Raw genomic sequence first — 17,560 nt, 5'->3', positions numbered from 1 at the left:
AGTATGAAAATCCTGATTATAGAAGACGAAGCTGCAATTGCTAACAGCATTATTAAATACATGACTCCTAATGCTATTATATGCGAGTCGGCAACCACAGCAAAAGAAGCTATGGAAAAGATTGAGTTATACAACTACGACTGCATACTACTGGACCTAATGTTACCCGATGGGGATGGTTTTGAGATACTGCGTGAATTAAGGATGCTTCAAAAAACAGATGGTGTGATAATTATTTCTGCCAAAGAAACACTTGACACCCGTATTGAAGGTTTACAACTTGGCGCTGATGATTACTTAACCAAACCTTTTCATTTATCTGAATTACTGGTAAGAATGCAGGCCCTTATCCGTAGGAAAAACTTCAGAGGCAATAATATTGTCTCCTTTCACGAAATATCAGTAGATATTTTATCTAAGTCAGTATCCGTAAATAATACTAAATTAGACGTGACCAAAAAGGAAATAGACCTACTGTTGTTTCTTATAGGAAATCAGAAAAAGGTACTCTCAAAAGGTGCAATTGCCGAACATCTTTCGGGCGACATGGCAGATATGCTGGACAATCACGATTTTGTTTATGCCCATATTAAAAACCTTAAAAAGAAACTGGCAAAAGCAGGAAGCGCTGATTATATAAAAACCGTATACGGACTAGGCTATAAATGGAGCGATGAATAAAAAACTACTCAATATAACAACCCGCAGTTTCCTGCGCTATTCGGTAATTATATTAATAATATGCGCTCCGTTATTCTATTTTATGAGCCATTGGTTATATGTATATGAAACCGATGAAATACTCTCATTTCATAAAAAAGCCTTTGTAGAAAACGAACTTCATAATGGGACCTTCTCTGAAAAGGATATTGAAGTATGGAACAAATACAACCGTGATGTTGAAATTGTCCCTGATACCGGAGTAAAAAAAGATTCTATCTTCGGTACCATATACTTTGACCCTTTTGCTAATGAGTCAGAACCTTTCAGGGAACTTTGGGCTCCTATAGAAATAAATGGTAAACGTTACACTTATATAGAGAAGAATAATCTGGTTGAAATGGAAGACATGGTATATACCGTAGCTTTAATGTTCCTGCTAATTATTTTAATTTTGATGCTGGGGATTATATTCCTTTCAAACAGGTTGGCTAAAAACCTTTGGGGACCGTTTTATGAAACCCTTTCACAAATACGCAGTTTTGAAATAGATAAGGACACCAAGCCTCATTTCCAAAATACGGGTATCGAAGAGTTCAACCAGTTAAATACAAGCCTTGACCGACTTATAGAAAAGAATACTGCTATTTATAAAAACCAAAGGGAGTTTGTAGAAAATGCTGCCCACGAACTACAAACACCTTTAGCGCTTTTCCAAACCAAACTGGACAACCTCTCACAAGCTGAAAACCTTACCGAAGATCAGTTTGAAATATTGGAGTCACTAAATAATGATGTGTCAAGACTCAACCGGTTAAACAAAAACCTACTATTATTATCAAAAATTGACAACGAGGCTTACTTTGAAAAAGAATCGGTTTCTGTAAATAATTATATCAATAAACACCTTGACTTTTTTACCGAACAGGCAAACTCAAAACATATTACCGTAAACACTCAGCTCTCTCATGAGCTTACTTTAACAGCAAACCCAATACTTACAGAAGTATTGATTAACAACCTGTTTCTAAACGCTATAAGACATAATGTAAAAAATGGCAGTATTACCATAACCACAGGCACAAACAGCCTTAATTTTAGTAATACAGGAAACGGTATATCTCTTGATGAGGAAAAACTGTTTAACCGCTTCTCAAAATTAGACCCTTCCTCTCCCGGAAACGGGCTGGGATTAGCTATTATTAAAAGGATTATCGAGGTAAATAACTGGAATATTGGATATCAGTTTAATAATAACAGTCACAGTTTTACCATAAAGTTTTAAAATTCAGATTTCCTTCTAAATCACTGTATAGTTTTACCCAAAAAACAAACTATAATACCGTGAACAAAGAAAAAACATACCTGCCTTTAAAACATATTTTACTACTGGTAATTTCCTTAATAAGCATTACCGGTTTAGCACAGGATAAAAAAGTAACCCTATCAGGTAAAGTTAGAGATGCACAAGGTGCTGTTCCATTTGTAAATGTTATAATTGCTACACAAAAAGATAATAAAGTTATTGCAGGTACTCTTACCACAGAAACAGGGATATACACCTTAAAAGATATTCCTTCGGGCAAATACAATATAGAGATAAGCGGTTTGGGCTATGCAAAATCTATTATCCCAATATTTGTAGGTTCGCTAAGCAATTATCAGGATTTAGGAGAAACTACATTACAGGAAGAAAGTACTGCCCTTAATGAAGTTGTAATAAACAAACAGCAGGATGCCGTATCAGACAAAATGGATAAAAAGGTATTCTCTTTATCCGATAATATTACTCAAGGGGGTGGCACAGCACTACAAGCTATGCAAAACCTACCGGGAGTTACGGTTAATGACGGAAAGCTGGAACTTAGGGGTAACAACAAAGTAATGGTCTTGATTAACGGAAAACAAACAGCCCTTACCGGATTTAATACTCAGTATGGTCTTGATAATATTCCGGCTTCGGCTATTGATAAGATAGAGATTATTGAAAACCCGTCGGCTAAATATGATGCTAACGGCAATGCGGGAATAATCAATATAATCTACAAAAAGGAAAAAAGTGATGGATTAACAGGTAAGGCTGGTCTTGCAGGTGGCTATGGCGCATTATGGGAACGAAAGGCAAATTTGCCGGGTATGAGTCCGCAATACAACTTAACTCCAAAAATAAACCCTTCACTGTCGCTAAATTACAGAAAGAACAAAGTTAACTTCTATGTACAGGGAGATTACCTGTATACCGAAGCTCTAAATAAAAATGAGTTTGTTACCCGTACCTACGACGATGGTACTATTATTAACCAACAGACAAAACGCAACAGAGATACCCGATTCACAACTTTTAAAAGCGGAATTGACTGGGAATACAATCCTAATAATACCCTGTCACTATCTGTAATGTATGGACGTGAAAAAATACTCGATCATGGTGAAGAACCCTTTTTTAACGGAAACTACAGTGAACGTTTACGTTTTTGGAAATTTCTTGAAGATGAGGTAAAAACCACGGTAATGGGTTCAGCCAGTTACCAGCATAGGTTCAGCCAGCCTGGACATGTATTAAATACCGGACTGAATTATACCTTCCACAGGGAAGACGAAAAGTATAATTTCAGTAACATTATGCCTGATTATACAGGTACCGATGCTTTCAAACTACTGTCAGACGAAAATGTGGTTGATCTGAATATCGATTATATAAAACCGTTAAAACAGGGACGCCTTGAAACCGGATTCAAATTTAGAAACAGGATAATCCCTACAGACATGCTGTTTTATCCTGGCACTAATTCTGTTATTGATGCTAATGCCGGAGGCAAAGCCGACTATGAGGAAACCATTCCTGCCTTATACGGTAACTATGTATACGAAAGTGATAAAATTGAGGCCGAAGCAGGTGTAAGAATGGAATATCTGGATTTAGAATATGAAGTAAATCCTAACCATCCTGTTTATAAAAGTGACGGCTATCATTATTTCCAGCCCTTCCCTTCCCTTAGGTTTGGTTATAAAATAAATGACAACCATAAGCTATCTGTTTTCTATAACAGAAGGGTTGACAGACCTAATGAGGTTGATATTAGGATATTCCCAAAATATGATGATGCAGAGATTATTAAAGTAGGTAACCCGGGGTTGCGACCACAGTACACCAATTCGGTAGAATTAGGCTATAAGGCCTATATTAACGGCGGATACTTTTTTGCATCACTATACAGTAAGTTTATAGATGGTACCATAACCAGAATAGCCACTACAGTACCCGGTAATACAATAATTTACAATGTATTTGAAAATGCAGGCAAAAGCCGTGCTATGGGTACACAACTTATATTTTCTAAAAAAGTATCATCATGGTATACTTTCAATATTAACGGAAACCTGTATCAAAACACTATAGATCCTTTTACTGTAAATATAGTTTACCCTGTACCTACAACATACACAGGTACAAAACAGCAAATTACATCAGGTAATGTAAAATGGAACAGTAATCTTAAGTTTAGTAATAACCTTAGTGCACAGGTAAATATGGTTTATCTGGCCCCTGATATTGTACCTCAGGGACGTACCGGTTCACGATTTTCGGTAGATGCAGGAGTTAAAAAAACAATCCAAAAAGGTAAAGGAGAAATTTACGCCAACGCAACAGATCTTTTCGGTACGCTTGTAATAAGGCAAAAAGTTCAGGCAAACAGGTTTAACTATACCAGCAACAACTATTATGAAACGCAGATAATACGTGTGGGTTACAACTACAAATTCTAACCGCCTGAGTAAAAATTCTAATTTTCTTCAAAATTGGTCCCGAACATTGTATCAAAAAACACACAAACATGTTCAAGATATTTCGTAATACAGGACGATTTACACTACTTGCAAATTTTGTACTTTGGTTTCTAACAGTTTCATTACTGCTTCGCTTTACATTTTTTATATGGGAAAACAGCGAAGTATCATGGAACATAGTTAACCTGTTGCGTACACTTATTACAGGATTATTTTTTGATATAGGTGCTATAGCATTTATATGCCTGCTACCAGCCCTGTACTTTGTTTTGATGCCAAACAAATGGGTTGGCAGCTTTGTAGATAAGGTAATCGTTGTTTTTTTTACCGCCCTTAATGTATTTATTTTTACGTTTTCCTTTTTTGCAGAAATTACCTTTTGGGAAGAATTCTCAAGACGTTTCAACTTCATAGCTGTAGATTATCTTATCTATACACACGAGGTAGTGGCTAATATAAATGAGTCATACCCCCTTCCTTTTCTCATTAGTGGGATTGTTTTAATCTCAGCCCTTATATTATTAATATTTTATAAAAGGAAAACCTTTAACCTTACTTTTAAAAGTACAGCCACTACTAAACAGCGTATTGCTGTAATATCAACCGTAACAGCCACAGCGCTTTTATTCGGCTTTTTTATAAACAATGCTTCGGCAGAATGGTCTGTAAACCGATATAATTCTGAAATTTCCAAAAACGGAGTGTATTCGTTTTTCGCTGCCTTTAGAAACAACCAAATGAAGTATAATGATTTTTATACTTCAATCGATCAGAAGAAAGCATTACAAATAGTAGAAAACAAACTTAAAAGCAGTAATTCGGTATTTACCGATAAAAGCAAATCTATTCACCGTACCATTATTGATACACTTGATTCATCATCCAAAAAAAATCTGGTATTCATAATGGTGGAAAGCCTTAGCGGGAGTTTTATGAAAGAATTTGGTAACGAAGAAAACCTTACGCCATTTCTTGACAGTCTGGCACAGCAAAGTATATTTTTTGAAAACCTGTATGCTACAGGTACAAGAACCGTGAGGGGTATGGAGGCCGTAACGCTATGTATCCCACCAACACCGGGAAGAAGCATTGTTAAACGTCCTGAAAACTCCAACCTGTATACCATAAGAAACGTGTTTGGTGATAAGGGATATGACTGTAATTTCTTTTATGGCGGTGACGGGTATTTTGATAACATGAACGCTTACTTTGGGGGAAACGGCTTCTCTATTTACGATCGTGGCAGAGGGAGTGTACTGAGTGACAAGATACAAACCGTTCGTCATAACATAACAGATGAGGAAGTTACTTTTGAAAATGCATGGGGAATTTGTGATGAGGATATTTTTAATAAAATGCTATCGGTTGCAGATGAACAGTACAAAAACAACAAACCGTTTTTTAATTACATAATGACAACATCAAACCACAGGCCATATAGCTATCCTGAGGGGAAAGTTGATATCCCGTCGGGAACGGGAAGAGCGGGCGCGGTTAAATATACCGACTATGCTTTACGTGAGTTGTTTAAAAAAGCTTCAACAAAGCCGTGGTTTAAAAACACTGTATTTGTAATTGTGGCCGACCATTGTGCCAGTAGTGCCGGTAAAGATGCTATTGATGTGGCTAACTACCATATCCCTGCATTTATTGTAAATTTTGACGGACAGCCTAACAGAAAAATAGAACAACAATGTTCTCAAATAGACCTATTCCCTACCCTGTTCTCTCTTTTCCACTGGAGCTATGAGTCAGACTTCTTTGGTAAAGATGTACTATGTAATGATTTTGAGGAACGTTCGTTACTGGGCACTTACAGGAAGCTTGTACTTATGAAACAGGATAAGGTTATGATATTATCCGATCAAAAAGGACAGGATTTCTACAAGTGGCAAAAAGATAAGAATGAGTTAACACTAAAATCAATGGATAAGAGTTTTCTTGACGAAACGATTTCCTGGTATGAAACCGCTGATTATCTTTATAATAACAAATTATTACAGTAACCCATGAAGTACCTGCATTTTATAGTTAACCCTATTTCGGGCAAAGGAAACCATGTAATAGACAAAGAGCTACTGGTTTCTATATTTCCTGAAAACGAATACAGGATTGAAATAAGCGATACCGAAGGTAAAGACCACGCGAAAACATTAGCGGTAAAGGCAGTGAAAAACGGTGCCGACTGTGTGATTGCCTGCGGAGGTGACGGAACGGTTAACGAAGTGGCTTCTGCCCTTATCGGTAGTCAGGTGCCTTTGGGTATAGTCCCGGTAGGTTCGGGTAACGGACTGGCGTCTAATTTAGGAATTAAGGGAAGTCTGCAGGAAGTAATTTCTACCATCAAAAAACAAAACATTACCGTTATAGACAGTGGTTGTGTTAATGATAATTATTTCTTTAGTAATACAGGCCTGGGTATTGATGCCGAAGTCATAAAAAAATACGAGCAAAAAGGAAAAAGAAAACTATGGGCATACATAGTCGCTTCACTGGAAGCAAGTTTATCCTTTAAGCATTACAATACAACTATTAAGTTTGGTGATAAAGAACTGGATATTAATCCGTTTTTACTGTTTATATCAAACAGTAACCAAATGGGGTATGATATGAGCCTAACGCCACAGGCAAAACTTAATGACGGATACCTTAACCTGGTAACGGCCCCAAAAATGGGTTTCCTTCAAAAAATGAAAATGGGTTTCCTTGTTCTTAACCGTAACTTTTTAAAGTTTAAAGCGGCTCAGCATAACCTTGCACAATCACTTACCATATATCAGCCGGAAAGGATTTATACTGATATACAAATTGACGGAGAGTATCATAGCCTAAAAACCAATTATATACATATTGAAATAATTCCTGCATCCCTAAAAGTAATTTGCTAAACTATTTTATCATGAAAAATATAATTCGTTTTCTTTTTATATTATTTCTATTTAATGTTTCGTGTGTTAAAAAAACAGAATGTCATTCATTTATTACATACCCTAAACTCACCAAAAGCTTTACTATGGGAGTATGGCATTTTGAAATAATAGACAGTAAACTTCATGACGACTATACCGATTATACTTTTCATTTCAATAAAGACTTATCATTCACAGTAGATGATAATGAAAAAAGCTATAAAGGAAAATGGAACGTAATTAGTGACAACGGTACAGACGACTCCCCGGCTACAGATATAGATCTTGATTTACTGTTTACAGCCTATGCCCCACATAAACTGGAACAACTGGGACATAACTACCATATTTTAAACCGTACCAAAGAAAAGATTGAACTTATAAATGAAGACACAGACCATCCGTCAAGAATAATATTATTTAGAATTTAGTCCGCTTTAATATACATTTGAAAGTTTAAAAAACACCAAACTACAAGTTTTACAAGCTATTATATAAAATAAATAGTTCCGTATTAGGGTAGCATATTGAGCTCAATACTACCCCTTTACGGAACCTGCGTCAACCAAACGACTCTAACTAAATTTTTATATTATGCTTATTTTAAGGTAAACCTAACATCTCCTTTTATATCCTGAGAGGAAGCACCTATTATTGCCTTAAAACTACCCGGTTCTGCAACCCATTGGTGTTTCTTATCATCAAAATAACTAAGATCCTCTTTAGCAATACTAAATGTTACAGTCTTCTCTTCTCCTGCCTTCAGATATACTTTTTCAAACCCTTTCAATTCCTTAATAGGTCTTGCAAGTGACGATTCAGTATCTGATATATAAAGCTGTACAACCTCTGCCCCATCACGCTTACCTGTGTTTTTAACTTTTACAGATACAGTAAGGGTTTCATTCTGATTTATCGCTGTTTTATCGGCCTTTATATCACTATACTTAAATGTGGTATAGCTTAATCCGTGTCCGAAAGGAAACAATGGTTTTATTTTTTGTTTTTCATGCCACCTGTACCCCACAAAAATACTTTCCTTATAGGTTACCTCATCATTTCCCGGAAATGCATTTAAAGCATGTGCTGCATTATCCTGTAACTGAACCGGAAAAGTAAACGTTAGTTTCCCTGACGGGTTTACATCACCAAACAGTACCGAAGCTATGGCATTACCTGCTTCTGTCCCTAAAAACCATCCCTGTACAATTGCAGGCACTTCTTTTTCCCACGGCATCGCCACAGCATTACCCGAAATATTTACATATACAAGCTTACTGTTGGCTTTTGCTAAGGCACGTAGTAATTCATTTTGCCCGTAAGGTAACTCAAGCTCTTTACGGTCATTCCCTTCACTATCCTGAAAATCACTTTTATTCAGTCCACCCACAAACACAACAATGTCGGCATCTTTAGCAACACGTAAAGCCTCTTCTCTAAGCTCAGCTGTGCTACGGTCGTCTTTCAGGTTTTGACCTGAAACTACCCCATTGTAATCTCCGCTGGCATCTCCTACATAACCTCTGGCATAAACTACCTCAAAATCATTCCCTGCCCTGTTTTTTATTCCGTCAAGCGGAGAAACTTCATATCGCACTTTAAGTGAAGAACTACCACCTCCTACGGTCATCATCTTAACAGCATTTTCCCCTATTACGGCAATTTTTTTATGCTTTTTTATATCCAGTGGTAACAGTGAGTTTTTATTTTTTAGAAGTACAATACCTTCTTCTGCTATAGCACGGCTTGCTTTAGCATGTGCATCTGTACCGAAAGAACCAAATGGCCTGTTCCTGTCCATTGTTGTTCTGAATGAAAGGCGTAATATGTTCCTTACCTTTTCATCCAGTTCTTTTGTTCCTACCTCACCTGACTCAATTAACTCAAGGTATGGCGCTGCCATATAGTAATTATCATAGGCATTACTCCTGCCCCAAGTAAGTCCGTCGGTCCAGGTACCAAACTCAATATCCAATCCGTTATAAATAGCTTCTTTGGTATCATGAACACCACCCCAGTCGGCTACAACAACACCGTCAAAGCCCCATTCGTCACGTAAAATATCCTGAAGCAGGTAACTATTATGACAGGCCTGCTGACCTTTATACTTATTATAAGCTCCCATAATGGCCCATGTACCACCCTTTTGTACCGCAGCTTTAAAAGCCGGAAGGTAAATTTCATAAAGAGCACGGTCGTCTACAATTACATTAACACCATGCCTGTTGGTTTCCTGATTATTAAGGGCAAAATGCTTTACACAGGTTGCCACCCCGTTAGACTGAACCCCTTTTATATAGGGCACAACCATTTCTCCGGCAAGGAAAGGATCTTCTCCCATGTACTCAAAGTTCCTTCCGTTTAGCGGACTACGGTAAATATTTACTCCGGGTCCTAATAGTACATTCTTATTACGGTAACGGGCTTCTTCTCCAAGGTTTTTACCGTAAAGAAGTGCCATTTCCCTGTTCCATGTTGCAGAAAGCGCTGTTAGAGCCGGAAATGCAATACAGGAGTCATTGGTCCAGCTAGCCTGTTCCCATTCATCCCACAGTACTTCCGGACGAATACCGTGAGGTCCGTCGGTCATCCAGTTTTCAGGGATACCAAGCCTTGGTACACCCGGTGAACTGAATTTTGACTGTGCATGTATCATGGCTATTTTTTCCTTAGTAGTCATTTTGGAAAGTGCATCTTCAACACGCTCTTCCATAGGTTTTGTATCATCCAGATAGATTGGTAGTACCTGTTGCGCTTTAGCATTAAAAGCCAAAAGGAATAAACAGGCTAAGGTGATTTTACGTATCATATACTGTTTGTTTACTATTTAAGATTGAATGAAGCTGTTTTAACAGCATCGCTACTACCTCCTATCATTACACGGAAAGCACCCGGTTCGCTTGTATACTGTAGCTCGCTGTTGTAAAATTTAAGAAGGTCTTCTGTAATCGTAAACGTGATTGTTTTTGATTCGCCCGCTTTAAGACTTACTTTCTCAAATCCTTTTAACTCTTTAACAGGTCTTGAAATACTCGCTTCTATATCCCTTATGTATAACTGTACCGTTTCTTTACCTGCCCTGTTACCTGTGTTTTTAACTGTAACACTAGCCTGAATACTACCGTTAGCAGTCATCTCTGTACTACTAAGTGTAATATCAGTGTACTCAAATGTAGTATAGCTTAACCCGTATCCAAAAGAATATAAAGGTGCATTTTTCTCATCCATGTAGTTGCTCCTGAACTTCTCAAATCCTTTATCTGAAGCCGGTCTTCCTGTCATTAGGTGATTATAATACAACGGAATTTGAGCAACACTCCTTGGGAAAGTAGAAACCAGTTTGCCACTAGGATTAACATCACCAAATACCACATCACCAATAGCCTGTGCTGCTTCACTTCCGCCAAACCACACATTAAGGATTGCAGGTACATTTTCCTGTTCCCAAACCAATGTCATAGGACGTCCTGCAAATAATACTAGTACTACAGGCTTACCTGTTGCCACCAGTTTTTCCAATAATCGTTTTTGAACTGCCGGAATACCAATATCAGTACGGCTGCTAGACTCTCCACTCATTTCAGATGCTTCACCCATAGCTGCAATAATCACATCAGACTTTGCTGCTATAGCCAGTGCTTCTGCAGTTAATTCCTCTTCACTTCTGTTATCACGGGGAATGTCCCTGCCAAACATAGTAGCATCCTGTTGCATTTTAGCATCAGTTAAAAGGTTAGAGCCTACTGCATAAAGTATATTTGATTTTTTTCCTGCTACTTCTTTTAACCCCTCTAAAAGTGTTAGCGGTTTATCCAGTTTTGCAGCCACACTCCATGTCCCTACCATATTAGATGCCGTATTTGCCAAAGGACCTATAACTGCAATGGTTTTAGTTTTATCTAACGGTAAAACATTACCTTCATTTTTTAACAGCACAAAACTCTCTGATGCTGTTTTTCTTGCTATTGCTCTATTCTCTTTGGTATAAATATCCTTTTTAGCTCTTTTACTGTCACAAAACTTGTATGGATCTTTAAACAGTCCCAGTTTATATTTAGCTTCCAGTATACGGCGACAAGCCTTATCAACCTGTTCTAAATCTACTTTACTTTCTTTAACCAATACCGAAAGGTTATTTAAATATCCTTCAGATACCATATCCATATCCAAACCGGCATCAAGAGCCAGTTTGCTGGCATTCTTCATATCGCCCAAACCATGACTTGAAATTTCTCCTACTCCATTATAATCGGCAATAGTAAAACCTGTAAAATCCCATTCGTTTCGTAACACTTCTGTAAGCAACCATTTATTAGCGTGAGCCGGAACCATATCAACAACGTTAAATGATGCCATAACACTACCTACACCCTGTTCTACAGCTGCTTTGTAAGGATAGAAATAATCATTATACATACGTATGTGACTCATATCTGCCGTATTATAATCCCTTCCTGCTTCTCCTGCTCCATAAAGTGCAAAATGTTTTACACAGGCCAGTATATTTGAGTTTTCAGAAAACGAATTATCTTTTCCCTGATAGCCTCTTACCATTGCCTTGGCAATAGCACCACCTAAAAAGGGGTCTTCTCCACTTCCTTCAGAAACACGTCCCCATCTTGGGTCTCTGGCAATATCAACCATTGGGCTAAAGGTCCAGTTTATTCCGTTTGCACTGGCTTCAATTGCCCCTATTCTAGCTGACCGCTCTATGGCATCCATATCCCAGGTACAGGCAAGCCCAAGTGGTATAGGGAAAACTGTTTCATAACCATGTATAACATCCATCCCGAAAAGCATAGGGATTTTCATTCTGCTTTCTTCAACCGCTATTTTTTGTATTTCACGTATCTTATCTGCTCCTTTAATATTGAACATTCCTCCCACCTGTCCTTTACGTATTTTCTCTGCTATATTACTGTTACTGCCAAGGCCGGTGATAATATCGCCTTCGCTTGGTAGGTTTAACTGACCTATCTTTTCTTCTAAGGTCATTTTGCCCATAAGGTTATCTATGAAATTATCCATTTCAGTATTCCTGTCCTGAGCTATTGATGGCAGACCTGCTAGTAGAGCAAGTACTACTGTCATAATTTTTTTCATTGTATTTCGTATTAAGCGTCGTTAATTACCGACAGATGTTATTGAGGGTAAAACTAAAACGTTATAGTAGCAATACGAAATACTATAAGTCAAAATGTAGACAGAAACAAAACACTAAACACTAATAATCAGTTAATTAAATAAAATAATTAGCCAGAAATTGTAGCTATTTAAAAGGGTTTATGTAGAAAAAAACAGAGTAATTATAGCCTCATCATTACCACAGCATGCAATGAAGAAGGGAAATTTAACAATTTACTTAACCTATAGTTTTAAGCCTTTCGTCAAATTCTTCGCGCGATATTGCAACTTTATTTCGCACCTTGGTACGGTAGTTATAAATAGTACTTAAAGAGTATCGTAAAAAGGAGGCTATCTTAACTGCATCACTAATCCCGAGTCTCTCCAGTGCAAAAATTCGTAATTCGGCATTTAGTAATTCACCGGGCTTGAGTTCAATTTTTTCATGGGGTAATAACATATCGTTAAACTCACTTACGAAATTAGGATACAGATTTATGAAAATGGTATCAAATCGTTCATACAACTCATGAAGTTCTTCATTAGTCACACTGCTTGATTTTAATATTTTAGACAGCTCATCAAACTGTTTGTTCATAGCCTTTTTGTTGAGCTTTTTTCTATAATCATCAAGTTTAGCTATATAGGACGAACATATATCAAAAAACTGTGCTATATACTCCTCTTTTACCCTGTTAGATTCATGTAATTGGGAGTTAAATATCTTTAGCTGTTCATTAGCGGTTTTGAGCTCTATGTTAAGATCTTTTTGCCTTTCTCCTGATACAAGCAGTTCTTCCTTTACTTTTGAAATTCGCCTCATCTGGCTATAAACATAGACTACTGCTAAAATCAAAAAGAAGCTGAGAATGCTTATTAAAGTCAGGTAAGTACGTAAGGTGCTTTTAGAAGCATTTTCTTTTTCCTGATAGGAAGCATTTATAATCGAATAAAATTCAGACATCATAAGGGTTCTGAATTTCACATTACAGGCTACGGCATCTGCCAATGCCGACTGTGCGTATTTATAAGCCAAATCAATTTTACCCTGATAGTAATAGTAAATTGCAAGGTTTTGTATAGCCCCATGATCCCTAATACCATTCTCAATATCAGTAACTGCTGCAAGGTAATAATACCTTACACCTTCCTCCTGCTTATCTTCCCGCATATAAATATCCCCTAAAAGGTAAACATACATAGCATAATCAGGATCTTTTACCGTACTGCTACTTTCCATTTTTTTAAGCAGTTCGCGGGCTTTAGAATAATCCTTTTTGTACATTAATTGCTGAGCCAAATTAATTTTGTACTTATTAGAATCAGGATTAAGCACCTGTAACAGAGAGTCTCTATATACCTCTATTTGTTTTGCATAATACTCACTTGGGTTATTAGTTGTATAGTGCTCGTAAAACTGACTGTAAAACTCGTAATATAAGGCTTTAAGATCATTAGGCTGTTTTGTAATATTGATACCTTCCAGTAACGACTGTGATTCCAGAAAATTTCCTTTTGAAGAATATAGGTTTGCCAGTTGTATTGATGATCGGTCTCTGTAGTATTGATTATTAAGAGTATTCCCAATAGAGATGTTTCTGTTTATGTAGTAAATAGCACTATCAAGATAAAACTTTCTGTACTGTTCATAGAGCTTTTCATTAATCCCGTACTCTTCTTTTAAATCTAAACCGGGAGTAATTTCTTTTTTGTAACTGGCAATCCTTTTTCTTTTACTGTCTGCAAAATGCTCTTTTTGCAGTAAGGCATTATCCAATTCCTGCTTTGCAGAAGATAAGCCCTGTCCGCTTAACCCTACGGATGATAATATGGCAACAAAAAAGATAATAAGTGATTTCAAAAAGAAAGGTGTTTAATGAATTAAGGCAAATATATGGAAATCGGTAAAATTTTATCTCCCTGATTTCCTAATTTAAAACCCCACTCTCTTCTTTTACAATCGTGGAAATAAATTTTTGATACTATTTTATAAGATATGTTTTTACTATAGCTTTCACCCTGTCTAAAATAATAGGTTTAGAAAGATAATCATCCATTCCATATTCAATACAGGTTTCGCGTTCTCCGTTTAAAACTCTTGCAGTTAAAGCTATGATTGGTATATGCTTATCTTGCTGGTTTTCAATATCCCTGATTTTTTTAGTGGCATCTAACCCACTCATTTCAGGCATTTGAATATCCATAAAAACAATATCAGGATTTTCAGTTTGATACATCTCTACGGCTTCTTTCCCGTTTTCGGCTATTATCAAATTAGCATCAGGAACAATTTTCATTAAAATTTCACGAGCCAGTAATTGATTAACAGGGTTATCTTCTGCAACCAATATGGTTGTATTTTCTCCTGAGAAAGAAACAACATCATCAACCTGTAAAGAAATAGATTTACCATTAGCTATAGCTACCGTAGCAGTAGAATAATTAGCTAATCTGTCTAATACGGTTTTTAACTTACCGGAATGTATTGGTTTCGTATAGTTGAAATTAATATTATAATCTTTAATTGCTTTAAAAATAATATCGTCATCTGCCGTACTGTGTAAAAGCATTATAGGGAGATTATCTGCAGACAGGTTGAGTGTATTTCTTATTTGCGAAATCAGGTCGGTTCCCGACATATAGGGCATATTATAATCTACAATTGCAAAATCAAAGTCCTTATGCTCTTCCAGCAACTCCATTGCCTCAATACCATTATTAGCAAGCAGGCTTTCAATATTCATTTCGGCAAGCATTACTTCTAAAATTCGCCTGTTGCTCTCATTATCATCAACAACAAGTACTTTTTTTACATTACGGAAAAGCGCTGTCTTCTCAGTTAGTTTCCCATCAGGGATTTCAAACTGTACTTCAAAAGAGAACTCAGTACCTTTATTTAATTCACTCTCCACATTAAGTTTACTACCCATTAAGGCCAATAGCTTATTGCTTATGGTAAGCCCTAAACCTGTTCCTCCATACTTGCGGGTGGTTGAACTGTCTTCCTGATCAAAAGCTCCAAAAATTTTACTCAACTTATCTGAAGCTATCCCTACACCTGTATCCCTAACCGAAAACTGGAAATATGTTTTATTCTCATCCTCATCAGCTATTCTTGACTCTAAATGTAGTTCTATCTCTCCTGTATGTGTAAATTTAATAGCGTTTGACAACAGGTTAGTTAATATTTGCCTCAACCTTACCGGATCAGCATACACATATCGTTGAATGTCCGGTGGGATATTTAATAAAACTTCCAGTTTCTTTTGTTCTGCCTGGTGGCGAATAACATCAATCGTTTGCTCGCACAGCTCATAAACATCTACTTCCTCATAATGTAGTTCCAGTTTACCAGCTTCAATTTTTGAGAAGTCTAATATATCGTTAATAACATCCAGCAGTAGGTTCGCCGAATTATTTACATTTTTAAGGTATTCAGCCTGGCTCTCGTTTAAAGGTGTTTTTATTAGAAGATCTGTAAAACCAATAATCCCGTTAAGAGGTGTGCGTATTTCATGGCTCATATTTGCCAGGAACTCTGATTTTGATTTACTTGCTGACTCAGCTGCTTTTTTTGCTTCAATAAGTGAAGCTTCAAGTGTTTTTTGCCCTGTTATATCCCAGTTTGTTCCCAGCATACGGACAGGCTTTTTATTTTCATCCCTGTAAACAGTACCTTTTGCCCTCATATGGCGTATAGTACCACCTGTAAGGATAATCCTGAAATCAGTATCATAAACCGAATGACCAGCAATAGAATCGTTTAACAATGTTTCTATTTTATTTCTATCTTCAGGGTGTACTCTAGTAGTCCATAAGTCATAAAGAGATTCTTTCTTTTCAGGATCAGCACCATATAGTTTATACATAGTTTCATCCCAATGTAGTTTACCCTGTAAAATATCATAATCCCAAATACCTATAATAGAAGCTTCCAGTGCTGCCTGTAACTTATTCTCAGCATTAACTCTTCGGGTAACATCCCTAAAAGCAGCTACTGTAATCAACCCTTTAGGAGACCATGTTGAGTTTAGGGTCATCTCTACAGGGAACTCTTCCCCACCTCTCTTATTCGCATAAATCTCAATTACCGAAGAGCCATGGTATTCCTTTCCTTTTTTCTCAACGTCATTTATATAGTCAAAGTAATATTTAAAGTGCTTTTTGTATTCGGCGTGATACCTTACCGGAATAAGGGAATCCATTGTTTTGCTCTTCAGTTCTTCCTCGGTATATCCAAATACCTCAGACATAAGATTATTGGTCAATTCAATAGTACCTTGCTTATTAACCACAATTAAAGGATCGGGTGTGGCATTAAGGTACATATTAATTACATTCAGTTCTTCTTCAGCTGCCCTTTTTTCCCTGTCAATACTATTCATACTGCGCGAAACTATAACAAGCAGTATCAGCGTGGCAAAAATTACAATCACTGCTACCATAGTTATTGAGAAATCGGCTGCAAAATAGCCCTGTCTGTAATAGTAAAGTATTACATATGATAATAACAAACAGGCAGTAGTAAGTTGGAAAAACATCCTGCGTATCATGTAACTACCTATTCTCCTACTGGTAAAAAGCTCTGTTATTCCGTGGTTAGGAATAGTTAAGGTAATTGCCAAACCTGCTATAAAAAAGCCTATAGCGGTATGAATCGCCATTGATGATATAAAACTTACTTTGTCGAAAGTAGGAATGTTATATATAAATGTAACAATGGCAAAAAATGAAATTACAATTACTATTAGAGACAGATAAGAAGCTCCCTTTTTAGCTTTATCATTATTAAACCTTACTAAACCAAGGGAAATACTTAAAAGGGTAAAACATAATGAAGTTGCCATTGACATCCTTCCTGGGGTAGGCTTTCCTGCTGCAACACCTTTATGGTCAGTTGTCACAAACTGATCGATTCCTAAATTAAAATCGCCTACATCCTGCAAAAATGTTACAAAAGCTATAGTAAAAAGTAGTAGGTTTAAAACCATTGAAATTTTAGAACACCTATCCTCCCTTGTACAAAAAATAACAAATGCCAATAGGAAAAAACAAAAGGCAGTGTTAAACTTCATTGT

The 17,560-nt window shown here is 36.8% G+C and carries 10 protein-coding genes; 6 read left to right on the top strand and 4 right to left on the bottom strand.

The genetic code is table 11. The features are described 5' to 3' along the window. Positions 1 to 3: 3 nt before the first annotated feature. The 6 genes from V3Z67_RS00305 to V3Z67_RS00280 all read left to right on the top strand — a co-directional run bounded on the left by V3Z67_RS00305 (position 4) and on the right by V3Z67_RS00280 (position 7,789). Entirely contained in the window at positions 4 to 681 is a 678-nt protein-coding gene (locus V3Z67_RS00305; RefSeq protein ID WP_330441435.1) for a response regulator transcription factor, read from the top strand. Continuing rightward, positions 674 to 1,945 (top strand): sensor histidine kinase, encoded by a 1,272-nt coding sequence (gene porY, locus V3Z67_RS00300; protein ID WP_330441434.1) that lies wholly within the window; start codon positions 674 to 676, stop codon positions 1,943 to 1,945. The genes V3Z67_RS00305 and porY overlap by 8 nt, the downstream gene beginning before the upstream one ends. A gap of 59 nt (positions 1,946 to 2,004) precedes the next feature. Continuing rightward, positions 2,005 to 4,428: a TonB-dependent receptor domain-containing protein gene (locus tag V3Z67_RS00295; RefSeq protein ID WP_330441433.1), complete on the top strand. Its 2,424-nt coding sequence runs from the start codon at positions 2,005 to 2,007 to the stop codon at positions 4,426 to 4,428. 68 nt (positions 4,429 to 4,496) lie between these two features. Continuing rightward, positions 4,497 to 6,455: an LTA synthase family protein gene (locus V3Z67_RS00290; protein WP_330441432.1), complete on the top strand. Its 1,959-nt coding sequence runs from the start codon at positions 4,497 to 4,499 to the stop codon at positions 6,453 to 6,455. A 3-nt stretch (positions 6,456 to 6,458) separates the two neighbouring features. Continuing rightward, the gene (locus V3Z67_RS00285) at positions 6,459 to 7,337 is read left to right on the top strand and encodes a diacylglycerol/lipid kinase family protein (protein WP_330441431.1); all 879 of its coding nucleotides are present in this window, start codon (positions 6,459 to 6,461) and stop codon (positions 7,335 to 7,337) included. A gap of 11 nt (positions 7,338 to 7,348) precedes the next feature. Further along, positions 7,349 to 7,789, top strand: a complete 441-nt coding sequence (locus tag V3Z67_RS00280; protein WP_330441430.1) for a hypothetical protein — start codon at positions 7,349 to 7,351, stop codon at positions 7,787 to 7,789. A gap of 167 nt (positions 7,790 to 7,956) precedes the next feature. Here V3Z67_RS00280 and V3Z67_RS00275 read toward each other — a convergent pair whose 3' ends face one another. From V3Z67_RS00275 to V3Z67_RS00260, 4 genes are all read right to left on the bottom strand, one after another. Continuing rightward, positions 7,957 to 10,167: a glycoside hydrolase family 3 C-terminal domain-containing protein gene (locus V3Z67_RS00275; RefSeq protein ID WP_330441429.1), complete on the bottom strand. Its 2,211-nt coding sequence runs from the start codon at positions 10,165 to 10,167 to the stop codon at positions 7,957 to 7,959. 14 nt (positions 10,168 to 10,181) lie between these two features. Further along, positions 10,182 to 12,461, bottom strand: coding sequence for a beta-glucosidase BglX (gene bglX, locus V3Z67_RS00270; protein ID WP_330441428.1), 2,280 nt, complete (start codon positions 12,459 to 12,461; stop codon positions 10,182 to 10,184). Positions 12,462 to 12,720: 259 nt separating this feature from the next. Continuing rightward, entirely contained in the window at positions 12,721 to 14,343 is a 1,623-nt protein-coding gene (locus V3Z67_RS00265; RefSeq protein ID WP_330441427.1) for a DUF6377 domain-containing protein, read from the bottom strand. Between the two features lie 121 nt (positions 14,344 to 14,464). Next, positions 14,465 to 17,473 carry a response regulator gene (locus tag V3Z67_RS00260; RefSeq protein ID WP_330441426.1) on the bottom strand — a complete coding sequence of 1,003 codons (3,009 nt, stop codon included), beginning with the start codon at positions 17,471 to 17,473 and terminating at the stop codon, positions 14,465 to 14,467. Between the last annotated feature and the right edge of the window lie 87 nt (positions 17,474 to 17,560).

This window comes from Flavobacterium sp. C4GT6 (assembly GCF_036347315.1).
GTDB lineage: Bacteria > Bacteroidota > Bacteroidia > Flavobacteriales > Flavobacteriaceae > Flavobacterium.
This window is presented reverse-complemented; position numbering and strand designations above follow the sequence as displayed.

Excerpts from the sequence above, each read along its gene's own strand:
- V3Z67_RS00280 (WP_330441430.1), top strand. The coding sequence starts at position 7,349 with ATGAAAAATATAATTCGTTTTCTTTTTATATTATTTCTATTTAATGTT.
- V3Z67_RS00305 (WP_330441435.1), top strand. The coding sequence starts at position 4 with ATGAAAATCCTGATTATAGAAGACGAAGCTGCAATTGCTAACAGCATT.
- V3Z67_RS00290 (WP_330441432.1), top strand. The coding sequence starts at position 4,497 with ATGTTCAAGATATTTCGTAATACAGGACGATTTACACTACTTGCAAAT.
- V3Z67_RS00275 (WP_330441429.1), bottom strand. The coding sequence starts at position 10,167 with ATGATACGTAAAATCACCTTAGCCTGTTTATTCCTTTTGGCTTTTAAT.
- V3Z67_RS00285 (WP_330441431.1), top strand. The coding sequence starts at position 6,459 with ATGAAGTACCTGCATTTTATAGTTAACCCTATTTCGGGCAAAGGAAAC.
- V3Z67_RS00260 (WP_330441426.1), bottom strand. The coding sequence starts at position 17,473 with ATGGTTTTAAACCTACTACTTTTTACTATAGCTTTTGTAACATTTTTG.
- porY (WP_330441434.1), top strand. The coding sequence starts at position 674 with ATGAATAAAAAACTACTCAATATAACAACCCGCAGTTTCCTGCGCTAT.
- bglX (WP_330441428.1), bottom strand. The coding sequence starts at position 12,461 with ATGAAAAAAATTATGACAGTAGTACTTGCTCTACTAGCAGGTCTGCCA.